15 protein-coding genes are annotated in these 18,497 nt (G+C 68.7%); 13 read left to right on the top strand and 2 right to left on the bottom strand.

Annotated features, from left to right (window positions below):
* Window positions 1–7: 7 nt before the first annotated feature.
* From AC1RB9_RS14205 to AC1RB9_RS14160, 10 genes are all read left to right on the top strand, one after another.
* A complete protein-coding gene (locus AC1RB9_RS14205; RefSeq protein ID WP_003113719.1) occupies window positions 8–1,996 on the top strand; it encodes a GumC family protein in 1,989 nt (662 codons plus the stop codon).
* Window positions 1,996–3,183 carry a glycosyltransferase family 4 protein gene (locus AC1RB9_RS14200; protein ID WP_003089229.1) on the top strand — a complete coding sequence of 396 codons (1,188 nt, stop codon included), beginning with the start codon at window positions 1,996–1,998 and terminating at the stop codon, window positions 3,181–3,183. Before AC1RB9_RS14205 ends, AC1RB9_RS14200 begins: the two co-directional genes overlap by 1 nt.
* The gene (locus AC1RB9_RS14195; RefSeq protein WP_003450806.1) at window positions 3,173–4,501 is read left to right on the top strand and encodes a glycoside hydrolase 5 family protein; all 1,329 of its coding nucleotides are present in this window, start codon (window positions 3,173–3,175) and stop codon (window positions 4,499–4,501) included. The genes AC1RB9_RS14200 and AC1RB9_RS14195 overlap by 11 nt, the downstream gene beginning before the upstream one ends.
* A gap of 8 nt (window positions 4,502–4,509) precedes the next feature.
* The gene (locus AC1RB9_RS14190; protein ID WP_003158940.1) at window positions 4,510–5,718 is read left to right on the top strand and encodes a glycosyltransferase family 4 protein; all 1,209 of its coding nucleotides are present in this window, start codon (window positions 4,510–4,512) and stop codon (window positions 5,716–5,718) included.
* Window positions 5,709–6,812 carry a glycosyltransferase family 4 protein gene (locus AC1RB9_RS14185; protein WP_003450807.1) on the top strand — a complete coding sequence of 368 codons (1,104 nt, stop codon included), beginning with the start codon at window positions 5,709–5,711 and terminating at the stop codon, window positions 6,810–6,812. Before AC1RB9_RS14190 ends, AC1RB9_RS14185 begins: the two co-directional genes overlap by 10 nt.
* A 2-nt stretch (window positions 6,813–6,814) precedes the next feature.
* On the top strand, window positions 6,815–8,251 hold the full coding sequence (locus tag AC1RB9_RS14180) for a biofilm formation protein PslJ (protein WP_003089234.1): 1,437 nt from the start codon (window positions 6,815–6,817) through the stop codon (window positions 8,249–8,251).
* 1 nt (window position 8,252) lies between these two features.
* A complete protein-coding gene (locus AC1RB9_RS14175) occupies window positions 8,253–9,662 on the top strand; it encodes a lipid II flippase MurJ (RefSeq protein ID WP_003122758.1) in 1,410 nt (469 codons plus the stop codon).
* Window positions 9,663–9,744: 82 nt separating this feature from the next.
* On the top strand, window positions 9,745–10,812 hold the full coding sequence (locus AC1RB9_RS14170; protein ID WP_003089238.1) for an acyltransferase family protein: 1,068 nt from the start codon (window positions 9,745–9,747) through the stop codon (window positions 10,810–10,812).
* A gap of 186 nt (window positions 10,813–10,998) precedes the next feature.
* Window positions 10,999–12,732 (top strand): FAD-dependent oxidoreductase, encoded by a 1,734-nt coding sequence (locus AC1RB9_RS14165; RefSeq protein WP_003113725.1) that lies wholly within the window; start codon window positions 10,999–11,001, stop codon window positions 12,730–12,732.
* A 55-nt stretch (window positions 12,733–12,787) separates the two neighbouring features.
* Window positions 12,788–13,789, top strand: a complete 1,002-nt coding sequence (locus tag AC1RB9_RS14160; protein WP_003450810.1) for a DNA topoisomerase IB — start codon at window positions 12,788–12,790, stop codon at window positions 13,787–13,789.
* Here AC1RB9_RS14160 and AC1RB9_RS14155 read toward each other — a convergent pair whose 3' ends face one another.
* Both AC1RB9_RS14155 and AC1RB9_RS14150 read right to left on the bottom strand, forming a co-directional pair.
* Window positions 13,790–14,083: a hypothetical protein gene (locus AC1RB9_RS14155; RefSeq protein WP_003450819.1), complete on the bottom strand. Its 294-nt coding sequence runs from the start codon at window positions 14,081–14,083 to the stop codon at window positions 13,790–13,792.
* A 71-nt stretch (window positions 14,084–14,154) separates the two neighbouring features.
* A complete protein-coding gene (locus tag AC1RB9_RS14150; protein ID WP_003089245.1) occupies window positions 14,155–14,616 on the bottom strand; it encodes an Lrp/AsnC family transcriptional regulator in 462 nt (153 codons plus the stop codon).
* 309 nt (window positions 14,617–14,925) lie between these two features.
* Between AC1RB9_RS14150 and AC1RB9_RS14145 the strand changes: the two genes are divergently transcribed.
* The 3 genes from AC1RB9_RS14145 to AC1RB9_RS14135 are packed head-to-tail and all read left to right on the top strand — an operon-like array spanning window position 14,926 to window position 18,494.
* Window positions 14,926–16,158 carry a 3-methyl-2-oxobutanoate dehydrogenase (2-methylpropanoyl-transferring) subunit alpha gene (locus tag AC1RB9_RS14145; protein WP_003111886.1) on the top strand — a complete coding sequence of 411 codons (1,233 nt, stop codon included), beginning with the start codon at window positions 14,926–14,928 and terminating at the stop codon, window positions 16,156–16,158.
* A complete protein-coding gene (locus tag AC1RB9_RS14140) occupies window positions 16,155–17,207 on the top strand; it encodes an alpha-ketoacid dehydrogenase subunit beta (RefSeq protein ID WP_003089248.1) in 1,053 nt (350 codons plus the stop codon). The genes AC1RB9_RS14145 and AC1RB9_RS14140 overlap by 4 nt, the downstream gene beginning before the upstream one ends.
* Complete coding sequence (locus tag AC1RB9_RS14135) at window positions 17,208–18,494, top strand: dihydrolipoamide acetyltransferase family protein (protein WP_003124668.1); 1,287 nt, start codon at window positions 17,208–17,210, stop codon at window positions 18,492–18,494.
* Window positions 18,495–18,497: the final 3 nt, after the last annotated feature.

Genomic DNA, 18,497 nt, shown 5'->3' with positions numbered 1-18,497 from the left:
CATCGCCATGATAGAAATTCGTTCCTTGCGTGATCTGTTGCGCCTGCTGTTCATCTACCAGCGCGAGTTCAAGCTGGCGGCCCTCAGCGCGGTGGTGATCATCGTCCTCGGCGCCTTCCTGCTGCCGGCCAAGTACGAGTCCAACGCACGCCTGCTGGTCAAGCCGGGCCGTGACTCGACCCTGCCGATCGAGATCAGCAACCGCCAGGCGCTGGTGATGCCGAGCACCCAGCGCGACCCTATCGTCGACGAAGAACGCCTGCTCACCGGCCGGCCGATCGTCCGTCAGGTGGCCGAGCGCTACCTCGAGGTGCTGGCCAACCGGCCGCCGCCGGAGGGCCTGTGGAAGCGCACCAAGTTCTATGTGAAGAAGGCCATCGGCGCGGTGTTCGACGGGATTCGCGTGACCCTGGAAACCTTCGGCGTGATCGAGGAAACCACCGCGGTCGAGCGCCTGGCCAAGGACCTCGAGAAGAAATTCGAGGTCACCCATGCGGCCGGCTCGACGGTGATGGAGATCAGCTTCACCTGGAGCGAGCCGGAAGTCGCCCAGGAAGTGGTCAAGGCCTGGATCGAGATCTACATGGAAGAGCGCACCCAGGCGCTCGGCCGCAAGAGCCTGTACGCCTTCTACGAGGCGCAGACTGCCGACAGCGCGGCGCAGATCAAGAGCTACAAGGCGCAGATCCTCAAGCACCTCAACGAGATCGGCGCATCCAGCATCGAGGACCGCCTGCAGGACCTGTCCGAGCGGATCAACGTGCTGCGCGGCGAGCGTTTCAACTCGATCCGCCTGATCGCCTCCTCCGACAGCGCCCTGGAATCCACCCGCCAGCAACTCAAGGGGCTGCCCAGGGAGATCGTCACGGTGCGGCAGATCGCGCTGAACCCGGCGCAGCAGGACCTGCGCCGGCTGCTCAACCAGAAGCGCCTGGAACGCGCCGACATGATGCGCACCTACACCGACGACGCGCCGCCGGTGAAGGCCCTGGACGCCTCGATCCGTGCCCTGGAGAAGGAAGTCCAGGACGAAGGCGCCACCGTGCAGAGTTCCGAGGACCGCGCGCCGAACACCCTGACCACTCACCTGGAACGGGTCCTGCTGGACGAGACCAGCAACAACGCGGCCCTGCGCACCCAGCTCGCGGAGCAGGAAAAGCAGCTCGCTGAACTCGAGGCGCAACGGCGCGAAGCGCTGGACATCGAGCCGACCCTGGCGCGCCTGCAGCGCGAGCTGAACGCCACCGAGCGCAACTACGCGCTGTACGTCGACAGCCTGGAGAAATCGCGGATCGACCGTGAACTGGACAAGAGCCAGATCAGCAACATCTCGGTGATCGAGGAAGCCACCTACAACCCCGGGCGGATCTTCCCGAAAACCCTGCTGATGCTGTTCCTCGCCGTGCCCTTCGGCCTCGCCGTCGGCCTGCTGGTGGTCTATCTCTGCTACCTGCTCGACCAGCGCATCCACGACGGCGGCCTGGTCGAGGAGAAATTCGGCCTGCCGCTGTGGACCACCCTGCCGGAGCTGAGCAACAGCACCGCGGAGAGCAGCAACGCCTTCACCGCCAGCATCTACCGGCTGTACGGGCTGCTGCCCTACGCGCGCATCGAGGAAAAGGGCCTGACCCTGGGCCTGACCTCGGCGCGCCACGGTGAAGGCGTGACCTTCATCATCGAGCAACTGCGCCGCCTGCTGGAGGAAAACGGCGTGCGCGTGCGGATCGGCGGCGAACCGGCCCAGCCGGGTGAAGTGGTATTGCTCGACGCGCCGGCCCTGCTGGACAGCCGCGAGGCCTTCATCGCCCTGCGCCGCGCCGACCTGATCGCCCTGGTGGTAGAGGCGCAGAAGAGCACCGTGCCGGTGGTCGAGCATGCGCTGACCATCCTCACCACGGCGTTCGGCAAGGTCGACGGGATCATCATCAACCGGCGCCGCTTCGAGGTGCCGAGCAAGGTCCTGCAGACCATCGCCCGCTACCGGAGCGCGTTCTGATGCGGATCGCCCTCCTCGCGCCCCTGCCGCCGGAAAAGAATGGCATCGCCGACTACGCCAGTCATTTCCGCAACGCCCTGCAGGGTCTCGGCATCGAAGTAGCCACGCCGCTCGCCGGCGTGGCGGCCGACAGCGCGAATATCGCCAGCCGGCTGGACAGCGTCGACTGGAACGCCTTCGACCTGGTCCATGCCGAACTCGGCGGCGGCCGCCTGGGCGAGTTCATCGCCCTGCGCGAGCTGCGCAAGCGCTTCCCGCGCCTGCCGCTGAGCGCCACGGTGCACGATCCGGAGCGCATGGTCTGGCGCCGCGAGCGCCTGCCCTGGCCGCTGAACCTGCTGGAACGCCTGCCCTCTCCCCTGCCCCAGGCCGCCGTGGTGCTCGCCGACCCGCTGACCCTGCGCGAAGAGCGTGCCGTGGCCCAGGGCCTGACGCGCCTGGTGACCCTCACCGGCCTGGGCGGCGAGTGCCTGGCCCGGCGGATGCGCCTGCCGCCCGGGCGGGTCGAGGTGATCAACCACGGCAACCTGGAGATCGCCACGGTGCCGCTGCCGTCGCTGGACACCCTGCGCCTGCTGTACTTCGGATTCATCTATCGCGGCAAAGGCATCGAGGACCTGCTCGAGGCCCTCGCCGACCTATTCGCCAGCGCGCCGGAGATGCGCCAGCGCGTGCGCCTGACCCTGGCCGGCGGCACCGCCGCGGAAATGGCCTTCGGCGCCGGCGGCAACTACCTCGACCAGTTGAAGGCACAGATCGCCGAGCTTGGCCTGGCCGACGCCATCGACTGGAACCTGAACCTGGCCGCCGCGGACATCCCGCGTACCATCCAGGCCCACCACGTGATGGTCCTGCCGTACCGCGAGTCGAAGAAACTCGGTCTGCTCGGCCAGCAGCGCGGCACCAGCGGCGCCCTGTCCTGGGCGGCAGCCTGCGGGCGCGGCGCGATCACCTCGGACGCTCGTGCCTTCGCCGAGGAAGTCGCCAGCGGCAACGGCGCCATCTACCCTCAGGGAGACGTGGCAGCCCTCTCCGAACAGTTGTTGAACCTCGCTCGCGAACCCCGCCTGGCACAGGCCTGGGCCGAGCGCGCCGGAGCGATCGGCCATGCGCGGACCTGGCCGCGCACCGCGCTGCGCTTCCAGGCACTGTTCAACGACATGGTGGGAACCGTTCATGGCACGTAAGGGACTCTATCTGGGCGGCAGCGCGCTGCTGCTCGCCGTGGTACTGCTGCTGGTGTTCTGGGGGCGTCCCGCCGACGCCGAGATCCAGGTACTGAAGGCGCCTCGCGCGGTGGTCTGGAAAGACTTCCTCGGGGTCAACGCGCAGTTCCTCTGGTTCAGCCCGGAGCGTTACAACAAGCAGATCGACCGCCTGCAGGACCTGGGGCTGGAGTGGGTGCGCCTGGACCTGCACTGGGACCGCCTGGAAACCGCCGAGGACCAGTACCAGCTGGCCTCCCTCGACCAGTTGGTCAAGGATCTCGAGGCGCGCCAGCTGAAGTCGGTGTTCTACCTGGTCGGCTCGGCCCGCTTCATCACCACCGCGCCGTTCTATTCGCCCTTCCAGGACCAGTATCCGCCGCGCGACCCGGAAGTCTTCGCCCGGCGCATGGCGATGCTCTCGCAGCGCTACCCGAGCGTGGCCGCCTGGCAGGTATGGAACGAGCCCAACCTGATCGGCTTCTGGCGGCCCAAGGCCGACCCGGAAGGCTACGCCAAGCTGCTCCAGGCCAGCACCATCGCCCTGCGCATGGTCGACCCGGAGAAGCCGGTGGTTTCCGCCGGCATGGCCTTCTTCAGCGAGATGCCCGACGGCCGCACCATGTTCGATGCCCTCGGCCACCTGGGCGTGGAGAGCCTCGGCACCATCGCCACCTACCACCCCTATACCCAGTTGCCGGAAGGCAACTACCCGTGGAACCTGGACTTCGTCTCCCACGCCAACCAGATCAACCGCGCCTTGCGCAACGCCGGCGTGCCGGCGATCTGGAGCACCGAGTGGGGCTGGTCGGCCTACAAGGGGCCGAAGGAGTTGCAGGACATCATTGGCGTCGAAGGCCAGGCCGACTACGTGCTGCGTCGCCTGGCGCTGATGAGTGCACTGGACTACGACCGGATCTTCCTCTTCACCCTCAGCGATCTCGACCAGCGCGCCAGCGTGCGCGACCGCGACTACGGCCTGCTCGACCTGGACGCCAACCCCAAGCCGGTCTACCGGGCCCTGCAACGCTTCCTCAAGGTCACCGGGCCGAAGCTGCGCCCGGCCGACCCGCCGGTCACCGAGGACCTGCCCGACGGTTCCTTCAGCATCGGCTGGACCCGCGAGGACGGTCGCAACGTCTGGCTGTTCTGGTCGGCCCGCGGCGGCAACGTGCGCCTACCGAAGCTCAAGGAGGCCACCCTGCACGATCCGCTCAGCGGCAAGGTCACGCCCTTGAGCGGCAGCGACGGCCTGGAAGTCCCGGTGAAGTCCAGCCTGCAGATGCTGGTCTGGGAGTGAAGCCACCCATGCGTATTCTCTGGATCCTGCCCTACTCGCCCTGGCCCACCACCAGCGGCGGCAAGACCCGCCAGTACCACCTGCTGCGCAGCCTCGCGGCACGCGGCCACCGGATCACCGTGCTGCTGCACAGCAAGCAGCCGGTGAGCGCCGAGGACCGCCAGGCCCTGGAGCCCTTCCTCGAACGCCTGGTCGTGCTGCCGCGCCGACCGCTGCGCAGCCTCTCCACGCTGCTCGCCGCGCTGTTCGCGCCCTACCCGCTGCTGGCCAGCGTCAACGGCCTGTCGGCGGAGCTGCAACGCACCGCCACGGAGTTGCTGCGCGAGCCCTGGGACGTGGTCCAGGTCGAGCACAGCTATAGCTTCCAGCCCTACGAGCGACCGCTGCGCGACGCCGGCCAGCCGTTCGTGCTCACCGAGCACAACGTCGAGTCGTCCCTCGGTGCCGCCACCTACGACCGCCTGCCGGGCTGGGCGCTGCCCTTCGTGCGCTACGACCAGTGGCGTTACCGCCGCTGGGAACGCCGGGTGATGAGCCAGGCGGCAGCGGTCGTCGCCGTGACCGAGAAAGATGCGCGGCAGCTCGGCGCGATGCTCGGGCGCCCGGTGCCAGTGGTGGTCAACGGGGTCGACTGCGAGCACTTCGCCGCCGCCCGGCCGACGCCCGAAGCGCAGCGCGTGCTGTTCCTCGGCAACTACGAATACGCACCGAACGTCGATGCCGTGGAATGGATGCTCGACGAGATCCTGCCGCGGGTCTGGGCACACTGCCCCGAGGCGCGCATGAGCGTCTGCGGCTATGCGCTGCCGGCGGAGTGGGCGCAACGCTGGAGCGATCCGCGCATCGAATGGCAAGGCTTCGTTCCCGACCTGCTGCAACTGCAATCGAGCAGTTCGGTGTTCCTCGCCGCGCTGCGCCATGGCGGCGGTTCGAAGCTGAAGGTGCTCGAGGCCCTGGCCGCCGGGCTGCCGCTGGCGAGTACCGCGCAGGGCGTTTCCGGCCTGGAACTGCGGGACGGCGAGGACTACCTCGGCGGCGAATCCGCCGAGCAGCTCGCCAACGCCGTGGTGCGCCTGTTGCAGGACCCGGCGCAGGCCCGCGCGCTGGGCGAGAACGGCCGCGCCTACGTACGTCGCGCGCACGACTGGAGCGTCGCCGCCAGCCAACTGGAACAGGTCTACGCCGGCCTCGCCGAAGGAGCGCCGGCATGCGCATAGGACTCGACTACCGCACCGTCGGCAGCTCGCCGCACTCGGGCATCAGCCGCCAGGTCTATGCCATGGAGCAGGCCCTGGAAAGCCTGCCCGGCACGCAGGTGACCCGCTTCACCGTGGCCCCTCTCGACGACCCGCTGCGCCAGCGGGCGGTCTGCCCGCCGTGGGGCTGCCCGCGCACCGCGATGCACCAGCCGCACCAGCGCCTGCGCTTCGAAGCCGGGTTCCTCCCACGCGCCTTGCGCGAACAGGACATCGACCTGTACATCAGCACCTTCAACATGGGCCTGCCGCTACCGCCGCGTCCGCCGGGCGTGCGCTATGCGCTGCTGATCCACGACCTGTTCCAGATCACCCTGAAGAACTACCACGCCAACCGCCTCAAGGCACTGGTCTATCGGATCAGCGACTACCTGTCGATCGCCTATGCGCTGCGTGTCGCCGACCGTGTCTGGACCCCTTCGCAGTACAGCGCCGACGAGGCTGTGCGGCTGTTTCCCGGGGTCGCCGGGAAAGTCCGGGTGCTGCCCAACCAGGTCGACGGCTTCGCCGGCGAACCCGCCGACCTCTCGGCACGCGGCCTGCCGCCACGCTACTGGCTGCTGGTGGGTACCCGCGAACTGCGCAAGAACGTGCCCTGGTTCGTCAGTGCCTGGACCCGGGCGCGCGCCCAGGCGCCCGGCGTGCCGCCGCTGGTGCTGGTCGGCAGCCTCGACCACCTGCCCGAGGAACAACGCGGCTTGCCCGGCCTGCACGCGCTCGGCGGGCTCGACGACGCCGAACTGCACGCGCTGTACCGCCAGGCCGAGCGGCTCTGGCAACCGTCCTACGCGGAAGGCTTCGGCCTGCCGGTGGTCGAGGCGCTGAGCGTCGGCACGCCGGTGGCGGTGGCCAGCGGCACCTCGCTGGACGAAGTCACCCCGCCGTCGGCGCCGCGCTTCTCGCCCAGCGACGGCGCCGCCCTGGAACGCCTGATGCTGCGCCTGGCCGATGCGCCGCGCGAAGCCTCGGCGGAAGAACTCATCGCCTGGGCCGCGCGCTTCAACCGCGAAGCCTACCGGCAACGGCTGGCCGCACTGATCGAGGAACTGAGTTGAGAATGTCGTTGGGAAACCTCGTCGCTGTCGTCTTCGGCCTGGCCTTCGGCGGAGCGCTGCTGATGCTCAGCCCGGCCAAGGCCGGCGCCGCCATGGTCGGCCTGGCGGCCGCGGTCACCATCCTGCGCTTCCCGTTCTGGGGGCTGCTGCTGTTCGCCCTGGTGGCGACCTTCATGCCCTACTCCACGGTCAACGTGGGGATCCGTTCGACGGTCAGCGAAGCGATCCTCGCCCTGACCTGGGGCGCGGTGCTCTGGCACATCTTCCTCTCGCGCCTGCCGCCGGCGCCGGCGCTGCGCTACCGCTCCACCGAGCGCATGCTGCTGTGGCTGATGCTGTTCACCGTGCTGCCGTTCGTGGTCGGCCAGGTCAGCATCAAGGCCGAGGCCAGCGGCCTGTCGAACTGGCTGCGCTGGCTGCTCAACCTGTCCATCGTGTTCCTCGCCGGACGCCTGCTGGTGGAGCGCAAGAACCGCGAGACCCTGGTCATCGCCCTGCTGCTGGGCACCCTGGCGATGCTGCTGATGTCCATCGCGGTGTTCATCCGCTACCGCTCGGCGTCGGGGATGGCGCCGATCCTGGCGATGTTCAACTACGCCAACCTGGACACCCTCAAGTTCGGCCTGGAGGCGCTTTCCTCGCGGATGGGCTCGCCATGGATGCACCCCAACGCCACCGGCGGGATCATGGCCCTGCTGCTGCCCCTGGCGTTCTGCTACGGGGTCGCCAACCAGGGCTGGCGGCGCGGCCTGGGCCTCGCCGTGGCGGTCCTCGGCGCCGCCGCGATCCTCCTCGCCAGTTCCCGCGGGGCGATGCTCAGCCTGGCGGTGGTGCTGTTCTGGATGTCCCTGCGCAAGGTGCCCTACACCGGCCGCCTGCTGTTGCTCGGGGTCGGCCTGGTGGTGGTCCTGGTGCTCAGCTACCCGCCGTTGCAGGAACGCCTGGCGACCATCTTCTCGCCGCAGAACGCCAGTACCGAGGTGCGCTTCGACGAATACCGGATGTTCCCCAAGGCCGTCGCCCGCTATCCGCTGGGAATCGGCTTCAAGGTCGACCCGCCGGTGCCGGGTACCGACCTCCTGGGCATCTCCAACCTGTGGCTGAACTTCATGTACAAGGTCGGCCTCGGCGGCATGCTGCTGTTCATCGCGGTGACCTGGCGCTGGTGGCGCGAAGCCCGTCCGGAGAAAGGCCCGATCCGCCTGACCCGCGACAACGCGATCTGGCTGGGCAGTACGGGCGGCATCCTGGCGGCGCTGGTCAGCGGCCTGTTCGACCACTACTTCAGCTTCGCCGTGGTGATGATCGGCCTGTTCTGGCTGCTGGTCGGGATCAACCTGCTGGAAGCCCGCCGGCTGTTCCCGGAACGCCAGCCGCAACCGCGGGCGGTGGGTTATCGCAAGCTCAAGCGACAGCTCGAGCGCGGGGCCGAGGCCTGAGATGCTCGGCTCCGCCTTCTGGCTGACCCTGGCCACCCTGCTCGGCCTGTGCCTGGGCTTCGCCCGCGAATGGCTGCTGGTGGCCTCCTGGGGCGCCGGCGAGCGCAGCGACGCCTTCCTCATCGCCCTGTTCCTGCCCGAGGCCCTGCGCATGTCGCTGGCCGGCGGCGTGCTCAGCGCGGCGGCCCTGCCACTGTTCCTCGAACGCCAGGGCGAACGTCGCCTCGACTGGCTGGCGGCAATCCTCCCGGCGCTGCTCGGTATCGCCGTGGCGCTCAGCCTCCTGCTGCTGGCGGCGGCGCCCTGGCTGGTGCGCTTGCTCGGCCCGGGCCTGGCCGAGACGGCCAGCGCCCAGGCCGCGGCCAACTTGCGGGTCCTCGCCTGGTGCGTGCCGGGGCTGATGCTCCATGCGCTATTCAGCATCCCCCTGCAGGCCGCCGAGCGCTTCGTCCTGGCCGGGCTCGGCTCGCTGCTGTTCAACCTGCCGCCGGTGCTCTACCTGGCCTTGCACGGCCAGGCCAGCCAGCCCGAACAACTGGCCCTGGCCTGCCTGCTCGGCAGCCTGCTGATGCCGCTGGTGCTGCTGCCTTCGCTATGGATCGAGGGCTGGCGGCCCTGGCACTGGCGCCTGTCCGGCACCGAACTGGGCGAGCTTGGCGGGCGCATCGCTCCGCTGTTGCTGAGCAACGCCGCCAGCCAGGGCCTGGCGCTGGTCGAGCGGCTGGTGGCCTCGCTGCTCGGCGAAGGCGCGGTGACCTGGGTCAACCTGGCGCGCAAGCTGATGAACCTGCCGCTGATCGCCCTGATGAGCCTCAACCAGGTGTTGCTCGGCATGATGAGCCGACGCCAGGGTGGCGAGCGCCTGGCCCTGCTTCGCCGCGGCCTGGAGACCGCCAGCCTGCTGACCCTGCCGGCCGGGGTCGGGCTGGTCGCTGCCGCACCCGGCCTGGTGGCCCTGTTGCTGCCGCGGCAGACCGCCGGCTCGCCGTTGCCGGCGCTGCTGGCCTGGTTCGCCGTGCCACTGGTGTTCGGCGCCTGGAATGCCTTGCTGGCGCGTTACGCCTACGCCGCCGGCGATACTCGCCTGCCGCTGCGCTGCGAGCTGCTCGGCAGCGCGCTGAACGCCGCGCTGCTGGCGGTCCTGCCGTTGATTTTCGGACTGCCGGGGATTCCCCTCGCGGCCCTTGGCGGGGTGCTCTGCACCGCGCTGCTGCTGATGCGTCGCCAGGCCCTGCTCGGCGCCCTGCCCTGGGCCCGGCTGTGGCTACTGAACGCCCTGGCCATGGCGCTCGCCGCCGGCCTGCTGTTCCGCATCGACGGTATCTGGCTGCAATTGGGCCTGGGCACCGTCGCCGGCTGCCTGGCGCTGCTCGGCATGGCGCTCTGGCTGCGGCCCTGGCGCACCGATTGACCCATGGCTCCGGGTAGGGAGCCTGGCCCTGGGGGCCTTCGAACAACCACTGTGAGTTAGCGCGTCAAGCGGGAGTTGCAAAGTGAAAAAACGCTGGATTCAGATGGATGTGACCCGCGGCGTGGGCATCCTGATCATCGTCTTCGGGCACAGCTGGTTCGTCGCCAGTTCGCCGACCGTGCTCTATCCGTTGCTCTCTCCGTTCATCCTGCCACTGTTCTTCTTCATTTCCGGGGTGTTCTTCAGGACCGAGCAACCCTTCGGCGAGATGGCCCTGCGCAAGGCCGACGCCCTCCTCAAGCCGTTCTTCGTGACCATGCTCGGCTACGTCATCCTCCGCGACCTGCTGCGCGGCCAACCGCTGCTGCCGGACATCGGCGGAGTGCTGTACGCCTCGGTCGACACCCTGCCCTGGCAGGCGCTCTGGTACCTGCCGCACTTCTGGGTAGCGACCCTGTTCGCCTGGTTCATGCTGCGCGTCATCCAGCGTCTCGGCCTGTCCCTCGCCGCCAGTTGCGTGCTGCTGGCCGTGCAACTGGGCCTGGGCATCCTGTTCCTCAAGACGTTCTGGCAGATCCCGGTGGAGTTCGGCGGCGAACAGTACCTGCTGCCAGGCCTGCCGTTCAGCCTGGACATCACCCTGATCAGCAGCGCCCACTTCATGTTCGGCTATGTCCTGCGCGACGTCCTGCGTCGCCACCAGAGTTCGTTGCTGACCCTGTGCATCGCCCTTGCCGTGACCACCGCCAGCTTCCTCTACTACCCGACGGTGGTGGACATGGCGCAGCGCCGCTACGACCACTGGTTCTGGGCCACCGTCCAGGCGGTGAGCGGCGTCTACCTGTGCTGGGCGCTGTCCGGGCTGATGATGAAGATCGACTGGCTGGGCAAGGCGATGACCTACATCGGCCAGTCGACCCTGATCCTGCTGATCTTCCACGGCGAGATCCAGCACAAGACCTTCAACCTGCTGGTCCACCTGGGTCTGTCGGAACCGGCCGCTGCCAGCGTCGCCCTGGTGATCTCGGTGATCGTCTCGCTGCTGATCGGCGAAGTGATCAAGCGCGTCGCGCTGCTGCGCGCCCTCTACTTCCCCTTCCCGGTGCGCAAGAAGGCCGCCGCGGTCCAGGGCGGCGGCGAAGCGCGCTGACGCCCTCGGCCCGGCGCGCCTGCGCCGGGCCTTTCCCCTCCCGTCTCCCTTTTCCCTGACGGGCGGCCGACCTCGCTTCGACCTGGCCGATGATCGCCCGCTCCTTTCGCTGAGCGGGTTGGTACGCGGGCATTGCCTCCCTAGAATATGGAACATCGTTCCGAAATCTTTAAAAAGGGAGAAGCCATGACCTCTGCGGCCGTCGAGACCACCCCGCTAACCTGTGACGTGCTGGTCGTCGGCTCCGGCGCCGCCGGGCTGGCGGCGGCGGTGACCGCGGCCTGGCACGGGCGCCGGGTAGTCCTGGTGGAGAAGGACCCGGTGTTCGGCGGCGCCAGCGCCTGGTCCGGCGGCTGGGCCTGGTTGCCGCGCAACCCGCTGGCGCGTCGCGCCGGTATCGAGGAGGACATCGAGCAACCGCGTACCTACCTGCGCCACGAACTGGGCGAGCGTTACGACGCCGCGCGGATCGACGCCTTCCTCGAAGCCTGCCCGCACATGGTGGCCTTCTTCGAGCGCCACACCCACCTGCGGTTCGTCGACGGCAACGGCATCCCGGACATGCATGGCGACACGCCGGGCGCCGCCGAGGGCGGCCACCAGTTGGTCGCCGCGCCCTATGACGCACGGCAACTGGGCCCGCTGCTGCCGCGCCTGCGCAAGACCCTGCGGGAGACCTCGTTCATGGGCATGCCGATCATGGCCGGCGCCGACCTCGCCGCCTTCCTCGACCTGACCCGCTCGCTGCCGGCCTTCCTGCATGTCGCCCGGCGCTTTTCCAGCCACCTCTGGCACCTGCTGCGCTACGGTCGCGCCATGCACCTGGTCAATGGCGTGGCCCTGGTAGCGCGCCTGGCCAAGTCCGCCGAAGCCCTGGGTGTGCGCCTGATCGAATCGGCGCCAGCCCGCGAACTGCTGCTGCGTGACGGCAAGGTGGTCGGCGCGCTGGTCGAGAGCGCCGAGGGACTCCTGCGCATCGAGGCAGGCGCCGTGGTCCTGGCCTGCGGCGGCTTTCCCCATGATCCGCAGCGCCGCGCCGAGCTGGCCCCCACCCTGGACACCCTGCTGCCGCTGCCGCCGCCGGGCTGCAACGGCGACGGCTTGCGCCTGGGGGAAAGCGCCGGCGGCCGGGTGGCCGACGACCTGCGCTCGCCGATCGCCTGGGCGCCGGTCTCGCGAGTTCCCCACGGCGATGGCGAGACCGGGCACTTCCCGCACATCATCGAGCGCGGCAAGCCCGGGCTGATCGGCGTGCTGGCCAACGGCAGGCGCTTCGTCAATGAGGCGCACGGTTACCACGACTATGTCGCCGCCCTGCTCGAGGCCACCCCGCCCGGGCAGCCGGCACGCTCCTGGCTGGTCTGCGACCGGCGCTTCCTGCGTCGCTACGGCCTCGGCTACGTGCGTCCGGCGCCGCTGCCGATCGCCGCGCACCTGCGCAGCGGCTATCTCAAGCGCGGGACCAGCCTGGATCAGTTGGCAAGGAGCTGCGGCATCGACCCGTCCGGCCTGGCCGCCACCGTCGCCGAATACAACCGCCACGCCCGCGAGGGCCGCGACCCAGAGTTCGGCCGCGGCGGCACGGCATTCAACCGCAAGCAGGGCGACCCGGCGTATCCGGGGCCGAATCCCTGCGTCGCCCCCATCGAACGCGGACCGTACTACGCGGTGCAGGTCGAGCCCGGCTGCTTCGGCACCTTCGCCGGGCTGAAGACCGACGCCCAGGCCCGCGTGCTGGACGGCGGCGGCCAGCCGATCCCCGGCCTGTACGCGGCGGGCGCGGACATGGCGAGTCTGTTCGCCGGCCACTATCCCTCCGGCGGCATCAACCTGGGGCCGGCGCTGACCTTCGGCTACATCGCCGGCCGCCATATCGCCGGCGCCCTCGGCTACGAGCAGGAGCAAGCGCAGCGCGGTTGAACGTTCCAGCGGGCGCAGCGGCCTAAACAGGCAAGCTTTCCTTCGGAACCCAAGCATGAGCGCAGCGCCACCGGATATCCCCGCCCTGCCCGCCGGCCTCTGCTACGTCGACGACCGCCAGCCGGGCATCCGTCGACGCCGGCAGGGCAAGCGCTTCGTCTATTTCGACGCCAACGGCCAGCGCATCGGCGACGCCGAGGAGATCCGCCGGCTGGACAAGCTGGCCATTCCGCCGGCCTATCGCGAGGTCTGGATCTGTCCCGACCCCAACGGCCATCTCCAGGCCACCGGCCGCGACGCCCGTGGGCGCAAGCAGTACCGTTACCACCCGCGCTGGCGCGAGGTACGCGATGCCGACAAGTACGAGCGCCTGCTGCGCTTCGGCCAGGCGCTGCCGGGGCTGCGCCGGCACATCGACGCCCAGTTGCGCCTGCCCGGCCTCGGTCGCGACAAGGTGGTGGCCCTGGCGGTTGCGCTGCTCGACGCCACCCTGATCCGCGTCGGCAACCACCGCTACGCCCGCGACAACCGCTCCTACGGCCTGACCACCCTGCGTACCCGGCACGTGGACGTGAACGGCAGTCGCATCCGGTTCCGCTTCAAGGGCAAGAGCGGCATCGAGCACGACGTCAGCCTGGAGCATCCGCGCCTGGCGCGGGTGCTGCGGCGCTGCCTGGAATTGCCCGGCCAGGACCTGTTGCAGTACCTGGACGAGGACGGCCAGCCGCACCGCATCGGCTCCCACGACATCAATGAGTACCTGCGCCGGCATACCGGCGAGGATTTCAGCGCCAAGGACTACCGTACCTGGGCCGGCAGCGCGCTGGCGCTGGAGCGCCTGCGGCGTGCCGAAGCCGACGGGCTTGGCGCGGTGGTGGCGGAGGTCGCCGCCGAATTGGGCAACAGCGTGGCGATCTGCCGGCAATGCTACATCCACCCGGCGATCATCGAGGCCTACCAGGCCGGGCAACTGGGCCAGCTCAGGCGCGCCCGCAAGCGCCGCTGGCTGAGTGCCGAGGAAGCGACCCTGCTGGCCTTCCTCGACACGCCCGGCTGATCAGTTGCCCGGGTGCGGATCGATGCCGTGCCGGCGCAGCAGGCCGAGCAGGCGGCCAATCTCGGTCTGGCAGGCTTCCAGTTCCTTGCGCAGGGTGTGTTCGCGGCGCTGCTGCTCCAGCTTCACGCGTTCGAGTTCGGCGCGCGCCTCACGGCGGATCTGCCGCTCGCGCTCCTTGTCGAAATGCTCGGCGCCGAGGGCCTCCTCGGCCTTGCGCGCGCGGTACTCGCGCATCCGCTGGGCGGCCGACTTGGCCTTGCCGCTCGGCTTGGGGCCGGGTTTGCTGGCTTTCATGAACGCCTCCATCTGCGTAACGTTACGCAATCAGAATAGCGTAACGTTACGCAGATAAACAGGGTCTATGCTTAGAGCGGCGGGGCCGAGCGCAGCATCACCGACTTCAGCGCGAAGGCCGACTTGATGCCAGCCACGCCGGGAATGCAGGTCAGGGTATTGGTGAGGAACGCCTGGTAGGCGGCGAGATCCTTGACCACAACCCGCAGCATGTAGTCCGCATCGCCGGTCATCTGGAAACAGCTCATGACCTGCGGCGCATCGACGATGCGTTCCTCGAAGCGAGCGAGGTAGTCGCCGGTCTGCTTTTCCAGGGACACCGAGACGAACACGCTCATCGCCCCGGACAGGCGCTCCTCGTCGAGCCGGGCGAAGTAGCCCTGGATGTAGTGTTCCTCTTCCAGGCGGCGTACCCGGCGCAGCGTCGGCGTCAGCGACAGGCCGACCTTCTGGGCGAGATCGCGCCAGCTCAGGCGGCCGTCGTCGGCCAGGGCACGGAGGATTTTCAGGTCGATGCGGTCGAGTTCAGCCATGGTGCGTTGTTTCTCTTGTTAGCAATTCTTGTAGTTCAAACAACCCAATACTGCCGGAATACCTTAGTCAATTTGGAGCAAAAAACTAGCACCCGAAGCCTATACTGAAATTACAAAAACAAAACCCGAGGGCCTCACCATGAGTGACGTCACCCAGTACGACCGCGCCTGCCGTACCCCGGCATGCCTGCAACCCGCCCCCACCCACAGGACGGGAACCCGCCATCCGCCCAGTCCGCCGCTTCGAGCGCCGTTCGCCCGTTTCTGATCTCTCCAACCGTTTGGCCCGGACCGGGCCGGAGGCCTGTCATGAGTGATTACGAGCCGTTGCGTCTGCATGTCCCGGAGCCCACCGGGCGTCCTGGCTGCAAGACCGACTTTTCCTATCTGCACCTGTCCCCCGCCGGCGAGGTACGCAAGCCGCCGGTGGATGTCGAGCCCGCCGAGACCAGCGACCTGGCCTACAGCCTGGTACGTGTGCTCGACGACGACGGCCACGCCGTCGGTCCCTGGAATCCGCAGCTCAGCAACGAACAACTGCTGCGCGGCATGCGGGCGATGCTCAAGACCCGCCTGTTCGACGCGCGCATGCTCACCGCGCAACGGCAGAAAAAGCTTTCCTTCTATATGCAATGCCTCGGCGAGGAAGCCATCGCCACCGCCCACACCCTGGCCCTGCGCGACGGCGACATGTGCTTCCCGACCTATCGCCAGCAAGGCATCCTGATCACCCGCGAATACCCGCTGGTGGACATGATCTGCCAGCTTCTCTCCAACGAGGCCGACCCGCTCAAGGGCCGCCAGCTACCGATCATGTACTCGAGCAAGGAGGCCGGTTTCTTCTCCATCTCCGGCAACCTCGCCACCCAGTTCATCCAGGCGGTCGGCTGGGGCATGGCCTCGGCGATCAAGGGCGACACGCGCATCGCCTCGGCCTGGATCGGCGACGGCGCTACCGCCGAGTCGGACTTCCACACCGCCCTCACCTTCGCCCATGTCTACCGCGCGCCGGTAATCCTCAACGTGGTCAACAACCAGTGGGCGATCTCCACCTTCCAGGCCATCGCCGGCGGCGAAGGCACCACCTTCGCCAACCGTGGCGTGGGCTGCGGGATCGCCTCGCTGCGGGTCGACGGCAATGACTTCCTGGCGGTCTACGCCGCCTCCGAGTGGGCCGCCGAGCGCGCCCGGCGCAACCTCGGGCCGAGCCTGATCGAATGGGTCACCTACCGCGCCGGCCCGCACTCGACTTCGGACGACCCGTCCAAGTACCGCCCCGCCGACGACTGGACCAACTTCCCGCTGGGCGACCCGATCGCCCGCCTGAAGCGGCACATGATCGGCCTCGGCATCTGGTCGGAGGAACAGCACGAAGCCACCCACAAGGCCCTCGAAGCCGAAGTACTGGCCGCGCAGAAACAGGCGGAGAGCCATGGCACCCTGATCGACGGCCGGGTGCCGAGCGCCGCCAGCATGTTCGAGGACGTCTATGCAGAACTGCCGGAGCACCTGCGCCGGCAACGCCAGGAGCTCGGGGTATGAATGCCATGAACCCGCAACACGAGAACGCCCAGACGGTCACCAGCATGACCATGATCCAGGCGCTGCGCTCGGCGATGGACATCATGCTCGAGCGCGACGACGACGTGGTGGTATTCGGCCAGGACGTCGGCTACTTCGGCGGCGTGTTCCGCTGCACCGAAGGCCTGCAGAAGAAATACGGCACCTCGCGGGTGTTCGATGCGCCGATCTCCGAGAGCGGCATCATCGGCGCCGCGGTCGGCATGGGTGCCTACGGCCTGCGCCCGGTGGTGGAGATCCAGTTCGCCGACTACGTCTACCCGGCCTCCGACCAGTTGATCTCCGAGGCGGCGCGCCTGCGCTATCGCTCGGCCGGCGACTTCATCGTGCCGATGACCGTACGCATGCCCTGTGGCGGCGGCATCTACGGCGGGCAAACGCACAGCCAGAGCCCGGAGGCGATGTTCACCCAGGTCTGCGGCCTGCGCACGGTGATGCCGTCCAACCCCTACGACGCCAAGGGCCTGCTGATCGCCTGCATCGAGAACGACGACCCGGTGATCTTCCTCGAGCCCAAGCGCCTCTACAACGGCCCGTTCGATGGCCACCACGACCGCCCGGTGACGCCCTGGTCCAAGCATCCGGCCAGCCAGGTGCCGGACGGCTACTACAAGGTGCCGCTGGACAAGGCGGCGATCGTCCGCCCCGGCGCGGCGCTGACCGTGCTGACCTACGGCACCATGGTCTACGTGGCCCAGGCCGCGGCCGACGAGACCGGCCTGGACGCCGAGATCATCGACCTGCGCAGCCTCTGGCCGCTGGACCTGGAAACCATCGTCGCCTCGGTGAAGAAGACCGGCCGCTGCGTCATCGCCCACGAGGCGACCCGCACCTGCGGGTTCGGCGCCGAGCTGATGTCGCTGGTGCAGGAGCACTGCTTCCACCACCTGGAGGCGCCGATCGAGCGCGTCACCGGTTGGGACACCCCCTACCCGCATGCCCAGGAGTGGGCGTATTTCCCCGGCCCCGCGCGCGTCGGCGCGGCATTCAAGCGTGTGATGGAGGTCTGAATGGGTACCCATGTGATCAAGATGCCGGACATCGGGGAAGGCATCGCCGAGGTCGAACTGGTGGAGTGGCATGTCCAGGTCGGCGACTCGGTCAATGAAGACCAGGTCCTCGCCGAGGTGATGACCGACAAGGCCACGGTGGAGATTCCCTCGCCGGTGGCCGGACGCATCCTCGCCCTCGGCGGCCAGCCGGGCCAGGTGATGGCGGTGGGCGGCGAACTGATCCGCCTGGAGGTGGAAGGTGCCGGCAACCTCGCCGAGAGTCCGGCCGCGGCGACGCCGGCCGCGCCCGTCGCCGCCACCCCGGAGAAACCGAAGGAAGCCCCGGTCGCGGCGCCGAAAGCCGCCGCCGAAGCGCCGCGCGCCTTGCGCGACAGCGAGGCGCCACGGCAGCGGCGCCAGCCCGGCGAACGCCCGCTGGCCTCCCCCGCGGTGCGCCAGCGCGCCCGCGACCTGGGCATCGAGTTGCAGTTCGTGCAGGGCAGCGGTCCCGCCGGACGCGTCCTCCACGAGGACCTCGATGCCTACCTGACCCAGGATGGCAGCGTCGCGCGCAGCGGCGCCGCCGCGCAGGGGTATGCCGAGCGACACGACGAACAGGCGGTGCCGGTGATCGGCCTGCGTCGCAAGATCGCCCAGAAGATGCAGGACGCCAAGCGACGCATCCCGCATTTCAGCTATGTCGAGGAAATCGACGTCACCGATCTGGAAGCCCTGCGCGCCCATCTCAACCAGAAATGGGGTGGCCAGCGCGGCAAGCTGACCCTGCTGCCGTTCCTGGTCCGCGCCATGGTCGTGGCGCTGCGCGACTTCCCGCAGTTGAACGCGCGCTACGACGACGAGGCCGAGGTGGTCACCCGCTACGGCGCGGTGCACGTCGGCATCGCCACCCAGAGCGACAACGGCCTGATGGTGCCGGTGCTGCGCCACGCCGAATCGCGCGACCTCTGGGGCAACGCCAGCGAAGTGGCGCGCCTGGCCGAAGCCGCACGCAGCGGCAAGGCGCAACGCCAGGAGCTGTCCGGCTCGACCATCACCCTGAGCAGCCTCGGCGCGCTCGGCGGGATCGTCAGCACACCGGTGATCAACCATCCGGAGGTGGCCATCGTCGGCGTCAACCGCATCGTCGAGCGACCGATGGTGGTCGGCGGCAACATCGTCGTGCGCAAGATGATGAACCTCTCCTCCTCCTTCGACCACCGGGTCGTCGACGGGATGGACGCGGCGGCCTTCATCCAGGCCGTGCGCGGCCTGCTCGAACATCCCGCCACCCTGTTCCTGGAGTAAGCG

It is taken from the genome of Pseudomonas sp. 20-5 (assembly GCF_056782835.1).
The sequence above is the reverse complement of the archived record's forward strand: the minus strand, read 5'-3'. Positions and strand labels throughout refer to the sequence as shown.

Bases quoted from the DNA above. Each gene is read 5' to 3' on its own strand.
- AC1RB9_RS14205 (WP_003113719.1), top strand. From the start codon at position 8: ATGATAGAAATTCGTTCCTTGCGTGATCTGTTGCGCCTGCTGTTCATC.
- AC1RB9_RS14200 (WP_003089229.1), top strand. From the start codon at position 1,996: ATGCGGATCGCCCTCCTCGCGCCCCTGCCGCCGGAAAAGAATGGCATC.
- AC1RB9_RS14195 (WP_003450806.1), top strand. From the start codon at position 3,173: ATGGCACGTAAGGGACTCTATCTGGGCGGCAGCGCGCTGCTGCTCGCC.
- AC1RB9_RS14190 (WP_003158940.1), top strand. From the start codon at position 4,510: ATGCGTATTCTCTGGATCCTGCCCTACTCGCCCTGGCCCACCACCAGC.
- AC1RB9_RS14185 (WP_003450807.1), top strand. From the start codon at position 5,709: ATGCGCATAGGACTCGACTACCGCACCGTCGGCAGCTCGCCGCACTCG.
- AC1RB9_RS14180 (WP_003089234.1), top strand. From the start codon at position 6,815: ATGTCGTTGGGAAACCTCGTCGCTGTCGTCTTCGGCCTGGCCTTCGGC.
- AC1RB9_RS14175 (WP_003122758.1), top strand. From the start codon at position 8,253: ATGCTCGGCTCCGCCTTCTGGCTGACCCTGGCCACCCTGCTCGGCCTG.
- AC1RB9_RS14165 (WP_003113725.1), top strand. From the start codon at position 10,999: ATGACCTCTGCGGCCGTCGAGACCACCCCGCTAACCTGTGACGTGCTG.
- AC1RB9_RS14160 (WP_003450810.1), top strand. From the start codon at position 12,788: ATGAGCGCAGCGCCACCGGATATCCCCGCCCTGCCCGCCGGCCTCTGC.
- AC1RB9_RS14155 (WP_003450819.1), bottom strand. From the start codon at position 14,083: ATGAAAGCCAGCAAACCCGGCCCCAAGCCGAGCGGCAAGGCCAAGTCG.
- AC1RB9_RS14150 (WP_003089245.1), bottom strand. From the start codon at position 14,616: ATGGCTGAACTCGACCGCATCGACCTGAAAATCCTCCGTGCCCTGGCC.
- AC1RB9_RS14145 (WP_003111886.1), top strand. From the start codon at position 14,926: ATGAGTGATTACGAGCCGTTGCGTCTGCATGTCCCGGAGCCCACCGGG.
- AC1RB9_RS14140 (WP_003089248.1), top strand. From the start codon at position 16,155: ATGAATGCCATGAACCCGCAACACGAGAACGCCCAGACGGTCACCAGC.
- AC1RB9_RS14135 (WP_003124668.1), top strand. From the start codon at position 17,208: ATGGGTACCCATGTGATCAAGATGCCGGACATCGGGGAAGGCATCGCC.